We start from the raw sequence: 14,941 nt of genomic DNA, 5'->3' as shown, positions 1-14,941 counted from the left end.
TACTCTCCTCTCTAAATAAACATTTCATTTAAGTATGCTTTTTTTATGTTTTGTAGTTTATCAAGCTTATGCTGATTAATGATGATAAGATTGTCTAGGTTTTGAAAAAATATACCTATTTTGCGTTGTTCTTCTTTACTGGGAATTAATACTTGTATGTCTTGTAATTTTACCATTGTTAATGCTTTTTGATTAGAACCAGTTGCACTTTCTAAAACTCGTTTCTTTCCTATCCCATCACCTATATATATATTCAAATACTGTGGATTAATCTTAATATCGCTAAACCAAATTAGATTACCATCTTTAAAATAAAATGGTGTATTATCACAGATTAAATAAGAATTCCCAAGCGTTCCAACAGCAGTAATCAAAATGTCGCCAATTTTAGGGACACCATATTTATCTTTTAAATTATTATAATATTCTTTTGATATATACAGCAAATCTTCTAGCTTTGAATAACTTCCTAGTTTTGAAATTTCTAAACCTCTAAAAAAAGGTATTCCTTTTTCTGCATAATCTTCTCTATGTACCCGCTTGCTAGAACTTAATTTTGAAACTTCCCCTAGCTTAGACTGTCCCCAATCATTAGTAAATCCTACAAATCTTAGTTTGGGGTTAAGTTCTCCTTCAACAGGAAACATCTCCATAAGATATGCTTTTTTTAATGCTTTCATCTTTTCTAACTTACGCTGATGAATGGTAATAAGGTTGGAAATATATTTCAAAAATGTAGCTATTTTTTCTTGTTCATCAATACTTGGAAATGAAACAGGAATATCTTCCAGATATGCATAATATAAATTTGAGACATTTCCACCCTCAACACGTTTAGCAAATTCATATTTATATAAAGCATTAAACATATATGAGGTGAATAATGGATTATGCTCTGTATTATATACCGAAATCATTTCACCAATAGCAACGTCAGAAATACTAAGCCAACTACAATTTGCGAAGTCTAAAGGGTCTTCTCCCACTCGTGGAACTAGAACTTCTTTGCCAGTACTAAATTTTAAATTATCTCTAGGAATATTTGTATATGAATAGATTTTATCAATTATTTCCGAATGTTTTGTATATAATTCTCCATATCGAACACAAGGTGTCTTTGCATCTATTGTCACTGACCACTTAGGTGCACTCTTTCCATAATAAAAATATCCAGTTTTTCCAATTTTACTCCGTATCCAAGCTTTAGTATCCTCAAACTCTTTAAACCGTCTTTTCGGTACATTTTTCTCATCTCCACTCATTTCACCACCACCAATTCGTCCTTAAGTGCTTCAAATTCACTCATCAATCTATCTATTTCCATATCTATATCTGACAGTGTATTTGCATAACGCTCCTGTATTATTTGGAGAGAGTTTAGTTCTTCTTTCAATGGAATTTGTACTAAATCGACCATTTTAGTGGCTGTACTTCCAAACCATTTTTTATACATCAGATTATCTATTTCCTCATCTGTTAATACTAAAATACGTTCTTGTACAGCATCTTTTAGCTCTTTTTCTTCTGATTTGACAGCTTTTGTAAGCGAAGATTTTTTATTTATTAATGTATCAACTTTTTTTAGTAACTTAAATTCTTCTGAACCCTTATCAGCTTTTTTTAACTCTTCCTTTACTAACTTATTGTGGAAAGCATCACAAGGTTCATCGTCCTTGTTCTTTTTCAAAACATCATATAGAGCATTATTTTCTTTACTATCTTCAACCTTTGCAGCTTCTACTAATTCAGCTAACTCTGTCTCTATCTCTTGAATGGCATCTCTTTTATTTGCAATTGCTTCTAATTCTACATAATAAAGTTCTTGTGCTATCAAATCATTAGGAATAATACTTCCAACCCATCCATCTTGTTCCTCTCGTTTATTGCTTCCTGAACCTTTTGTTATCATATTAGGTTCACGGGTACGGCCTATCTTATAGAATCCCTCATTGGCAATAAGCTCTGTATCATGTGTTAATGCATCTTTCCAAATTTCCGCAATAATTTGATACCCACCATATACATCAATATACTTATAGTCCGATAAGATGCTTTTAATTCTATTAAGCATTTTTTCCATAAGCTCTACAAGATTAGTAGAACTATCAACTTTTCGTAATGTATTCCAATACCTTTCTATATAATTCTTTGTTATTATTCTAATTTCATCAGACATAGTAGTAATACGAACGTCATTTTGAATCTCACTTGTTAATTCACTTACTGACTTTGTAAGATTGACATATCCAGGACGTATTATTTGCAAGCAGCGATTCAAGACATCTGGAACAAGTGCTTGTAATACTAGCAAATCTTCAATATTTTTTTGTGGAATTCCACCCAACAAATGCGCATCCACGTCGTGACTGATTTCTGTATCAATAGCTTCAACGTAACGAGGAATATTCATATTATATTCATTTTTCTTGATATGTTCACGTGTAGCAAGGTGACTATACCCAGATATCTCCGCCTTTTCCATATACACATCTACTATTTTTGCAATGTCTTTTTCCTGAAGCACGTTTTGCTTTCCTACTTTTATATAGCTATTTGATGCATTTATGATAAGTACTGGAGCATCAATTTTACGATTCTTTTTTAATATTATTATTACAACTGGAATTCCTGTATTTGTAAAAAGATTATTTGGCAATCCAATAATTGCATCAATATGACTCTTTTCTAGTAATCTTTTTCTTATTTCCCCCTCAGTAGAACCACGAAATAAAACTCCATGTGGTAACACAATTGCCATAGTACCATTAGTCCCTAAATGATATAATCCATGTAGTAAGAATGCAAAATCACCTTTTGAATCAGGTGGTAATGCACGTCCTACTTCAAAACGGGGATCGCTTACCTTTAATCCTGCTTTATTCCAATTCTTAGCTGAGTAGGGTGGATTCATAACAACCGCATCAAACTGCACTCCTTCATTAGAATTCTTTGGTTCTTCTGGCCAATCATATGAAAGAGTATCTCCATTTTTGATTGTCATTTTTTCTGGACGCACTCCATGAAGAAGAAGATTCATACGAGTCAAGTTATAAGTTGCTGTATTCTTTTCCTGACCATAGTAAGCCAAATCTCTCTGGACGTTCTTGTTCAAGTGTTTTTTCACTGTCAAGAGTAATGAACCAGACCCAACTGTTGGATCATATATTGATTTTATCTCTGATGATTTGGCAACTATCTGAGCCATAACTTCACTTACTTGATGTGGGGTATAGAATTCCCCTGCCTTCTTTCCAGATTCGATTGCAAACTGACCAATCAAATATTCATATGCATCTCCTAGAACATCCCCTTTTTGCAATGCCACCATATTAAGGTCTGCAAATAGTAATATCAGTGCTTTTATATTTTTACTTCGTTCATTTAGGTTACTACCCAAAGCTGTATCTGTCAAATCAAGGGTTGAACTAGAGAATAGTCCCTTGAAGTCACTTGAATCACCAGATACAGCTATTGTTCTTTCAAAACTATTAAGGCTATCTGTAACCTTTTGCACTTCAAAATTCCCTGAATTAATATCTTTTATCCACGTTTGATAAAGATATTCTGGTGATACATAATACCTCAACACTCTTTGAATCGTTTTTTCTAGTTCATCTCCATACTCAATCTTTGCATTAGCATACTCATCAACTAACTCGTTTTCTGATAATTGGCCTACTCCTGCAATTTTTTTAAATTCCTCTAATGTTTTATCACTCAAAAACTTGTAGAACATTAAGCCAAGCATATAATCCTTGTAACGGCTTGCGTCCATAGATCCTCTTAATTCGTTTGCTCCATCCCATAATCTTCTTCTAATCTCTTCTGATGTAATCATAAGTATACCTCCAAATATTTCATTTTAATAATCCGATTATTTGACCTATATTAACATTTAGTACCAGCCTCTTCCATGATACTGCTACTAAGATTAGAGACATTTTTTATAACCCTAATCTTCATTATAGCATGTTCTCTTGAAATATTGTACAAATTCAAATAAATACTATGATTTAGTGCATAGGTCAAAGCCTTTCCTAATACTCTTCTATAAAATTATTAAATACTACCATACTACTTTCTATTAATTATAAAATTTGGTATAATACTATTAATAATAATGCTTAACTTCATAGAATAAATGACATATTAATTACTATTGTACTGAAAACAAAATAACTATATAAGGTGTGTATTTATGAATAAAATACATTATATAAAATTCAAGCTAATACTTTTTATGCTATTTATAACTATATTACCAGTTTTATTGATTAGCCTTTTTTTACTATCAAAATCTATAAAAATTATATCAACCAATTTGAAAAACTCATCCCTTAATACTGTTTTATATGTTCAACAAAACATGGATCAGGTAATTGATAGTATAGATACTTCTTCTGCTGTACTACTATCAGATACCAATTTTAGATATGCTATATCAAAAAATATTACGAATTCGTCTAAATACGATAATTATAAGAATTCTCAATTGATTCAACAGACTATATCATCCTTAAAATATTCTAATAAAATGATAAGTTCTATATATGTTTATGATTATATTAATAGACGAGGTTTCTCAAGTGAAATGAGTGGATATATTAGCGAACAACATCTATATAAACATGGTTGGTTAGAGTGGTTAAGAAACTCAAGAGGTACACCTGATTGGATTGTCTTAAAAGACACAATTAGTTCAGATTATAACATTACTAATTCATCTATGCTGTCTAGTAAAAAAAATATTACTTCACCAAATAGAATTGATGCAACATTTTATATTAATATAAATCAAAATATATTAAATAAAAGACTTAAAAAAATGCACATTCCAAAATATGCAAATCTATGGATTCTAAATCAGAATAATAATATTATTGCTAGTACACAAACAAATGATTTATTTAATTTTTCACCTCTATTTAATAATGATACAACTATGAATAATAGTTTGATTTATACATTTAATAATACTAAATATTTTATTTCATATAGTATTTCTTCACAAACTGGTTGGAAATATATATTCACTTTACCTAAAAATAAAGCTTATGAAAATATCAATAACCTCTCAACAACTATATTAATTGTGAGTATACTATCAATATTCGTTGTATTGGCTTTTGCTATATATTTATATACAATAATCTATACTCCAATCAAAAACCTTATCACTGCAATGAATAAAAATAAAAAAGGTAGATTATCACTGTGTCCTACAGATAATAAGAAAAATGAATTCTCAATCCTAATTAATAGCTTTAATTCAATGGTAACTAAAGTAGATACTCTGAATCGTAAATTATTACAACAAGAGATATCTGAAAAAAATGCCCAAATAAAATTATTACAATCCCAGATCAATCCTCATTTTCTCTATAACATATTAGACACTATTAATTGGATTGCAAAGATTAATAACGTAACAGAAATATCCGATATAACTCTTTCTATGTCAAAATATTATCGTCTAAGCTTAAAAGAAGGCAAAGAAATAGTGTCAGTATCAGAAGCTATCCAACTAACAAAAGCATACCTTGATATACAGCAAATACGTTTTAGAGATAATTTGGATGTATATATTGATATTGATGATAACATAATGAATTGCCTAATTCTAAAAAGATTATTCCAGCCTATACTAGAAAATGCAGTAACACATGGTATCGGCAAAAAAGGAAGTAATGGATTAATCATATTATCAGGAATTGACATGGGAGAAACTATAAAATTCATTATAGAAGATAATGGAATAGGCATGGATAAAGAACAATTAGATGCTTTGAAAACAAGTGTCACAAGTATGGATTTTGATAAATCTGGGAATTATGCACTTAAGAATTTGAACACTCAGATAAAGCTATTCTATGGTGATGAATATGGTATAGAAATAGCTAGTGAGTATAAAAAAGGAACAACTATTACTATAGAAATTCCAAAAATTATTAATTCATAGGAAGAGGTAATTTTATATGTATAAAGTATTTATAGTTGATGATGAGATATGGATTCGTACTGGTTTAGAAAAAACAATTGAATGGGAGAGTATGAATTTATCTATTCTAGGAAGTGTCAATAATGCGGAAGAAGCAATTAATGCAATGAACAATAATTATCCCGATATATTAATAACAGATATCGTCATGAATAATAAGAATGGGATAGATTTAACTAAATGGATTAAAGAACACAATCCAAATACACAGGTGATTATTATAAGTGGTTTTGACAAATTTGAATATGCAAAGGCTGCTATTAAATTAGGTGTTACAGAATATATTTTAAAACCAATTGATGAAAACATATTAATAAAAGCTCTATACAAGTGTATTGATAATCTTAATAAAAATCATACTTACACTATTCTGAAAGAAAGTTCTAACATAAATAACATGAAGGAAAATTTTTATCTTAGAATGTTCTGTAATACTAACAATGATTTTGATAACAAAACATTACAAGATCAGATAACCCATATTGACCTAAATGTTGATTATCATTATATATCAACTATGTTTGCTGCTTCATATAATAAGAACACTATTAGCCCAGATATTCTTAAACATAAAATGAACGCATTTATATCAAAATATAAAAAAAATAATCATAACCTTGATATTATAGTTCGTAATCAAGAAGAGATAATTGTTGTATTTGCAACGAAAAATACAGATATACCCTATTTCAAGAAATATGCTCTACGACTTTCAAGCCTATTAATGGAACAAATCAATGAGTTACATATTGGTGATACAATATGTTATGTAGGTAATTGTTATAAAGGAATCAAAGGGATATATAGTAGTTTTCATGAGATACAAACATTGAAATCTGAAACAATTATTTGTAATAATAAGCATAATATAATTGATATAGATAACTTAAAAACAGCATCCAAACCTACTATACTTATTGACTCTGATATAAAGTCTCAGATAGTTGATGCATTAAAGAATAATAGTTGGGATAATATTTTTATGAATATAGATATACTATTTGACGAAATGAATAGATTATATATCATAAATAGAAACGACTTAATAAGTTATATATACAATATTGTATATGAATGTAATGAAATTATTATTTCATCAAATACAGAACTAAATATTCCTTTTAACAAAGATAGTGAACTACTGGGTTGGATTTTTCAAACAACTAATCTTACTACCACTAAAGAAAATATGAAAGACTATTTTAATTACCTAAAAAATAATATGGATATTAGTGATAATAATGTTCATAGAAAAATAATTAGAGAAATAATTAGCTATTGTAATAATAACTTTGATAAAACTATAAATCTAGTTGATTTAGCCGAACATTTTCATATCAGTTCTTCATATTTATCTCAGCTTTTTAGTAAAGAGGTGGGTACCCCTTTATCTAAATATCTTACTAACCTTCGTATAGAAAAAGCAAAGGAGATATTAAAAACATCAAATCTACGAGTTTATGAAATTGCAGAAATGGTTGGATATTGTGATGTTAAATATTTTTTAAAAGTATTCAAAAAGAATGTAGGTGTTTCACCACAAGTTTTTAGAGAAAAATATTGATTTTTATATATATAGCATAAAAAGGGGGCTGTAGGATACCTTTTATATTAACGTAATATCTTATCCTACAACCCATAGTTATATCAAATAATATGTTTATTAATTATAGGGTGGGAAACATATTATTAGCTCCAACTCTTCATTACCATAATTAACCCATTTTAATTCTTCTGTTTCATAAGGAATAAAGACTTCATCAGCTTTAGTAAGTGGTATTGTATAATCATTACAAGCTAATTCACCACTTCCCTTTAACACAATTGCAACTGCAAACCTATCTCCTTTATCCCAATGTAGCACTGATTTTACAACTACTCTCTGCATTTCAAATAGTGATGTCTGGTCTCTACCAATTAACCTTTCGACCTTAGAATCCATAGTTTCCAATAGAACTTTTGGTTGTATCTTCCACTTATTTTCAATAAATTCTCTTGTATACCCGTTATAATTAAAGCACTCAAACATTTTTTCAAATCCTAATCCTTGGTGACATGAAAAATCATCAATTTTTCTTCCATCTGGTGCCATTTTTTCTACTCTAATTGTATAATCCGTAGGCTCTTGTATCTCAACTAGAAAACATCCGCTTCCTATAGCATGGGGCATTCCCCCTTCTATAAGAAATGTATCACCTGACTTAACATAGAATCTGTGCATCATATCTTCTATGGCTTTAATATCTTGTTTATAAAAGGCTTCTTCCAACGATTCTCTTGTAATACCTTTTTTGAATCCAAACAGTATATATGGTTTTTCACCATTTACTTCTCTTGTATCCAATATATACCAAGCTTCTGTTTTTCCGAATTGTGAATCAAACAATTTATTGGCTAATCTTTTATCTGGATGTACTTGAATCAATAATCTTGAATATGAATCTAAGACTTTTACTAATACTCCAAGATTATTTCCATATTTCTCGTAATGCTTTCCTAGAAATCTAGCTGGTGATTCTTCAATTATTGCTTTTAATGTTCTATTTTCTGATATAACCTTACTAAGTCCTTCTTCTTCGTCAGTATTTGTTGCTCTTGCTTTTGTAAGAGAGGAAATCCAACGTTCACCATAATGAGAATCGGTTGGGTTTTCATCCTCCTGCCATTCTTCTATTAATTTACCACCTATAAATGGTCTATATACTCTATTTTTTTGTAGCTTTAATGGAATTTTGTATAAAGGTTTCATAACTTCTCCTTGTTTGTATTGTCACTCACCTAACATATTTGTTTCAATAATTGTCCTACTATTAACATCAAGTAATAAAGTCTTAACTTCATATGAACCCATTTCAACGATAGTACCTACCCCTAATATAGGTATATTAATATTTACTTTTGATGAATTACCTACGGTATTATATAACCTTAAAATATAATTATTAGTTTCTAATTGCTTCTTTAATGCTGATATTATTACAGCTTTATTATCTAACTCAATAAGAGGTTTTACTATTTCTCCATCTCCAGATGGAAAGAAAGAAAGTATATATGGTTTTTCATGTTTGATTAGAGCTTCATTATCAATATCTTCCATTCTGTTACTGATATTACCTCCATTAATCCAAAAATTAAACACATTAACACCTTGGTCAGTATGATATACATATCCATCATTATACAAATATCGTCTATCCTCTTCTTTTACCAAACATCCATATCTAGGTGAACGTAATAGTGATAATCTGATTTCGCCATTTTTATAGTCAGAACCATATATCCTATCATTGATTATTGTTAATGCTGTATTATTATATTTATCAAGTACTCCACTCCATTTTTGAGATACTGTTTCATCTCCGTTATTGTATAGAACATCTTTTCCATATGCAACTTGACCCCAGTATTCATTAGTCTTAGAACTTGTTGGTATAGATAATTTCAGCATTTTATTTTTTTCATTCCAATGTACTATTAATTGTACTTGTATTTCTGTTCCTTTTTTAGGTAATATATATCTTAAGCATATTGCAGAGTTATTATATTCTAAGTCAGATTCAATTATGGTTCTTACTTCACTATCTTCTACGACTCTAACAGTATCCAGTACTTTCCCATATACACCAGCAAACTCTGTACTTCTTTGTTTGTTCATCAATTCAAAATGACCTATTACATTTCTGAAGTCTTTTACAAATGTACCTATGGAATGATCATCATCATTAATAACTAAAGGTCTAAAGGCTTCTTTATTCAAGTAACTATTACCGTTTATAGTCAGTTCATCCACTAATCCTGTATAACAATTAATTAAAACTTTTATTTCACCATTATCAAATTCAAAAAATCCTTTTGAGCTTTTTAATTGTATATCATTTCTTTTTTCCATATCTTCAATAATACAATCAAATCTATTCATAGAGCATGGTTCTAACTCTCCATGAAATATTACTTTTCTTCTCCATTGTTCAGGCATATTGGATTCTTCTTGTTCGTATTGAGAAAGTAATCTCTCACCATTCTTATAGACTACTGGATTTTTGAAAGGATATTCACTAAAACATTCATCCTCTAGATTGAATTCACATTCAAAATCACCTTCTATCTTGAAAGGATGAGGATTATATATTAGTATTGGAATCTCTCCAGTATTTGCTTTCTTTTGTCCCCCTGCGAGTTTGAAGAAGGCTTTCGTTTTCATTCTTGATAGTATATCTAAACCATGTGCCATTGAATTAAGAGAATCTTGTTCAGTAGATGGTACAACTGTACCTGGTAATACATCATGAAACTGAGCAAATAATAAATCTTTTTGAGCTTCTAATAATTGTTCTTCTGGATATTCCATCAACTCTTCCAAAGCAGCGTGAGAAACCATTTTTTCTGTTAAGAACATTTCACTCTCTAGAATCCTATACCTTTTCTTTATCTCAGCTAATGTTGTTAGACATCCAACAGCCCACGGATTCATATCTGTTTTTACTTTTGGTAGATCATAGCCCTTATTTTTTAATTCTGTAAAATAATTCTCTGGAGTAGAATGTATAATCTCTATATCTTTATTGTTCTCAATAAATTCTCCAATTCTTTCTAAATCAATTTTTGATGGACCACCACCATGATTACCGATTCCCCAAGATAATAATCCTATTTCTTTATCTTCACGTACATCAATATATTTCTGAATTTTTTCTACTGCTTTTCCTCTTCTGCTTAAATATATGTCAAAATGGCGATGTCCAATTATTTCTGAACCATCATATCCAACCCAAATAAAATCATCATAACCCCATTCATTGATTAATTTTCCTTTGAATTCTCTTAATGGTCTACAGAAAAAATATGAATCATGACCAGTTTTTTTCAATATCTGAACTAATCCTCTTGTATGTCCAAAAGGATCAAAATTAATAGCTGTAGTAGGAGTTTTACCAAATTTCTCACTAAAATATTTTCTACCTACTTCTATTTGTCTAATAAATCCTTCTCCTGATGGCATATTACAATCAGGTTGTAAATACCATCCACCCATTATATGCCATTTCCCTTCAGAAACTAATCTCTGAATTCTTTTAAATAATTGTGGTTCATATTCTTCTATCCACTCATATAATATAACTTCATTATGATTGAATATAAAAGTATCAAATTCTTCACAAAAATCAGCTGCTACTCTAAAAGTTGATATTGCTTCTGCTACCCCATCATCCCATCTCCATAGCCAAACAGGATCTAGATGTGCATTACAAACTAAATGCATTTTATCCATATGTATATCCTCCTTATCAATCCATTGTTACGCTTATTTTATAAATCCTTAATGTAGTTTAACCTTTTACAGAACCAGCTAAACTATCGACAAATTGTTTTTGAACAGCTACAAATATAATTATTGCTGGAATAGAAATAACTACAGCTGTTGCCATTAATCCACCCCAATCTGTATCATGCATTCCTATATAAGTTTTTAATCCTACTGGTAATGTATACATCTTACTATCGCTTGTAAATGAAAGTGCTATAATAAATTCCTGCCAGACTCTAATAAAAGAAAAGATAGCTGCTGATACTATTCCAGGTAATGCTATAGGCATAACAATTCTCCAAAAAGCATTAAAAGTATTACATCCATCAATTTTTGCAGCTTCACCTAATTCATCTGGTATATCTACCATAAATCCTGTTAACAAAATAACTGCAACTGGTACTGCACCAGCCAAATATGCTAGTACAAGGGAAGGATATTTATTAAGTATATGTAGTCTGCTGCACAATATATACATTGGAATAATGGTTACTGCTATTGGAAGCATCTGCAAACTATATAATATTTTCATCACAATTTTACCTTTTGGTAATTTAAGATATCCTATTGCAAAAGCAGCTAGAGTTGCTATTACAATAGTAATTGCTACTGTAGATAATGTTATAATCAAACTATTTTTAGTATATCCTAATAAATTATTATTTTTAATCGCTGTTATATAGTTATCAAAATTCATGTTTGAAGTTATAAATTTAGGAGGTGTCGAGTATATATCATTTGCAGGTTTTAATGATGTTGATACCATCCACAAGAATGGGAATACAGAAAATATGGTTATTATTATTGCATATAGATATCTAAGGATTTTAAATGTTATTTTGCTAAATTTCATATTACTTTTTTTCATTTTACTACACCTCCCCTGAATTTTTACGTTTCTTAAACAGCATTTTTATTATCATGTATAGAATTAACATTGATAGCATCATTAAAATTGACATTGCAGATGTGAATCCAAAATCAAATTGTCCAAAAGCTTTTTTCTGTATAAACACAGGGAATGTCTCAGTTGCCCCTAATGGTCCTCCTTCTGTTATAGCATAGATAATACCGAATGCATTATAGCACCATAGGAATATTAGTATTGATGTACTGATTAAAACAGGTTTTACATATTCTAGAACTATGTAACGAAATACTTGAAAAGCATTTGCTCCATCAATTACTGCTGCTTCTGTCCATTCTTTTGGCATTGTTCTTTTTTTCGCATATATCATTACCGCCATTAATGGGAATGATCTCCATACATTGGCTAATATAACCGCCAGCATAGCCATTTTGCCATCTCTAAACCACGAAAAATTGCCATCAATTATTCCTAGCTTCAATAAAATCGAGTTCAAAATTCCGTAATCAGAAGCCATCATCCACTTCCATGTGTATCCAGTAACTATTTGAGGTATTACCCAAGGTATCAATATTACTGATTGTAATATTATCTTTCCTTTTATATCAGAGTCTAATAATAATCCTACAGTTAACCCAATAATTATGATTAAAACCATATTACCTACAGTCCAAATAATAGTGTTTTTAAATATAGATAAAAATTCATTATCTCCTAATATCTTAATATAATTATCAAGAAAAATGAATTGTTTCTCTGGCTTTATCAAACTATAATCAGTAAAACTATAAAGAATATTAGAGAAAAAAGGATATGCTACCATTACCAACAAAACTACTATTAATGGAAGTAAAAATAAATATAATTTTGTATTGTTTTTCTTCTTAGTATACTTCATTATTGTCATTCCTTTTTCATAATATTTTTTATACCCTTATATAGCTATAGTGTCAAAAGCTATTATTGAATCTTATGCCCTGATTAAGTCTTTTGACACTACAACTATTTTTAATATGAGAATGAGTTATATCATCTATTATATAATCTATTGATGCCCTTGTTCTTTTAACATCTCATTAATTTTTTTAGCAGCATCTTTAGCTGCTTTTTCAGGTTCTTTTTCTCCTAATACACACGCTGTGAAGTTCTCTCCATATATATCAACCATAGCACTGAATTCTGGTGTGAATTGTGGTACTCCATATTGTGATGTCTTAAGCTGCTCTTTGAATACTTGATATTTTTCTTCATTGAATGGTGCATAGTTATAAGAATCCAACATTGGTGATAAAGCAGAAGTAAATACTGCATTAACCTCTGGTTCTGTAACGAATTTTATTAATTCCCATGCTTCTTTTTTATGTTTTGACTGGCTACCTATTCCAAATAACCATCCACCACTACTAGCTGCATTACCTGCTAAACCACTAGGGTTAAGTATTAAGTCATATTTAATGTTATTATCTTTTAATTTTTGTATAAATGCTTCGTCACTTAGCATCCAAGCTCCAAATGTATACATAGCAACTTTCCCTGCTGCAAAAGCATCTTTTATCATACTATTATCAAAACTTATTAAATCATTAGGTGAATATTTTCCTAATTCTTTTCCCCATTTAAAGAAGTCTATTCCTGCTTCTGAATCAAGATTAGAAACTAAAGTTCCATCTTCGTTCTTATCATACATTCTAAGCCCATTAGCCATTAACCATTGACCTTGAATATAGATACTTGGTAGTGTACGAGAGATATTCATGTAATAACCAAATTGGTCATTAATACCATCACCATTTAGATCTTCAGTAACAGCTTTTGATATCTCAATCATATCTTCTTTTGTTTTAGGTAATTCTAATTTATATTTTGCTAACATTTCAGTATTAACAGCTAATACTCTTGTATCCATATTAAATGGTATTGCAAATATGTGTCCATCATAATATGAAACATCTGCTGCTGCTTTTACAAATTTCTGATACATATCTATGTTATCTTGCTTAACGAAATCATCTAGTTTATCAATTATACCCGCTTGTGCAAAAGAAGGTACTGTTGAATTATTAACTAAGATTATATCGTAAAAATTACCACCTGCATTTGCTAAAGTTATTTTTTGATCTAATTCTGCAAAAGGAACATAATCAAATTCTACCCTAACATTAGGTGCAATATCTGCAAACTTTTCTAAACACTCTTGTAGGTTCTTGTTTTCTTTTAATTCAAATTCCGTTGTAGCTATACCTTTAATAACTATAGGTTCATTCTTTGTATCTTCCCCATTACTTACATTTTTTTCTTGATTAGGTTTATCTACTTTTTCTTTTGATCCGTTACTTTTACCACAACCAACAATAGATATCATTAAAACAGTTATAAGTAACATTACTAAAGTAGAACGCAAACTTTTTTTCATCTGAACTCCTCCTTTTATTTAGTATTACTTTACCTCTTTAGTATATTATCATATAGTTGAAGTGTAAATTCTACTATTTTTTAAAATGGTGTACTATTTTATTTACTTTAATTATGAGCTAAAAATATGTCTTAGCTATACATCACTGTATAGGTTATCCTTTCAGCCATGGGACTTTCACCGACTAGTTTGCGTCCATGCTGGGCACACATGCAAATGGGGCTGTCGTTAAATAGACTAGCCCACACATAAAAAAAGTCAGTGTAACTCATTAGGAGTTAGGCTGACTTTTTTACAAGAAAAAAAGATGCCTAACGATAAACATCTTTTCTCCGCTACATATACATTGTATAATGT

At 29.7% G+C, this 14,941-nt stretch carries 9 protein-coding genes; 2 read left to right on the top strand and 7 right to left on the bottom strand.

Annotated elements, in window-relative coordinates; all coding sequences use genetic code 11:
- Nucleotides 1–11: 11 nt before the first annotated feature.
- Together N4A55_RS04040 and N4A55_RS04035 are read right to left on the bottom strand one after the other, a co-directional pair.
- The gene (locus N4A55_RS04040) at nt 12–1,262 is read right to left on the bottom strand and encodes a restriction endonuclease subunit S (protein WP_293754218.1); all 1,251 of its coding nucleotides are present in this window, start codon (nt 1,260–1,262) and stop codon (nt 12–14) included.
- Nucleotides 1,259–3,838: a type I restriction-modification system subunit M gene (locus tag N4A55_RS04035; RefSeq protein ID WP_293754217.1), complete on the bottom strand. Its 2,580-nt coding sequence runs from the start codon at nt 3,836–3,838 to the stop codon at nt 1,259–1,261. The genes N4A55_RS04040 and N4A55_RS04035 overlap by 4 nt, the downstream gene beginning before the upstream one ends.
- A gap of 360 nt (nt 3,839–4,198) precedes the next feature.
- Between N4A55_RS04035 and N4A55_RS04030 the strand changes: the two genes are divergently transcribed.
- Together N4A55_RS04030 and N4A55_RS04025 are read left to right on the top strand one after the other, a co-directional pair.
- Nucleotides 4,199–5,959 (top strand): sensor histidine kinase, encoded by a 1,761-nt coding sequence (locus N4A55_RS04030; RefSeq protein ID WP_293754216.1) that lies wholly within the window; start codon nt 4,199–4,201, stop codon nt 5,957–5,959.
- 16 nt (nt 5,960–5,975) lie between these two features.
- A complete protein-coding gene (locus tag N4A55_RS04025) occupies nt 5,976–7,562 on the top strand; it encodes a response regulator transcription factor (protein WP_293754215.1) in 1,587 nt (528 codons plus the stop codon).
- 99 nt (nt 7,563–7,661) lie between these two features.
- On the opposite strand, the gene N4A55_RS04020 is transcribed toward N4A55_RS04025, so the two are convergent.
- From N4A55_RS04020 to N4A55_RS04000, 5 genes are all read right to left on the bottom strand, one after another.
- The gene (locus tag N4A55_RS04020; protein WP_293754214.1) at nt 7,662–8,747 is read right to left on the bottom strand and encodes a type I phosphomannose isomerase catalytic subunit; all 1,086 of its coding nucleotides are present in this window, start codon (nt 8,745–8,747) and stop codon (nt 7,662–7,664) included.
- A 21-nt stretch (nt 8,748–8,768) separates the two neighbouring features.
- Entirely contained in the window at nt 8,769–11,267 is a 2,499-nt protein-coding gene (locus tag N4A55_RS04015) for a glycoside hydrolase family 38 C-terminal domain-containing protein (protein WP_293754213.1), read from the bottom strand.
- Nucleotides 11,268–11,325: 58 nt separating this feature from the next.
- Nucleotides 11,326–12,171: a carbohydrate ABC transporter permease gene (locus N4A55_RS04010; protein ID WP_293754212.1), complete on the bottom strand. Its 846-nt coding sequence runs from the start codon at nt 12,169–12,171 to the stop codon at nt 11,326–11,328.
- Between the two features lie 4 nt (nt 12,172–12,175).
- The gene (locus N4A55_RS04005) at nt 12,176–13,069 is read right to left on the bottom strand and encodes a carbohydrate ABC transporter permease (protein ID WP_293754211.1); all 894 of its coding nucleotides are present in this window, start codon (nt 13,067–13,069) and stop codon (nt 12,176–12,178) included.
- Nucleotides 13,070–13,216: 147 nt separating this feature from the next.
- The gene (locus tag N4A55_RS04000) at nt 13,217–14,584 is read right to left on the bottom strand and encodes an ABC transporter substrate-binding protein (protein ID WP_293754210.1); all 1,368 of its coding nucleotides are present in this window, start codon (nt 14,582–14,584) and stop codon (nt 13,217–13,219) included.
- Nucleotides 14,585–14,941 lie beyond the last annotated feature (357 nt).

Origin of the sequence: Vallitalea sp., from assembly GCF_025211055.1 — a bacterium.
In the GTDB taxonomy this organism is placed as follows: Bacteria; Bacillota; Clostridia; order Lachnospirales; family Vallitaleaceae; genus Vallitalea.
The sequence above is the reverse complement of the archived record's forward strand: the minus strand, read 5'-3'. Positions and strand labels throughout refer to the sequence as shown.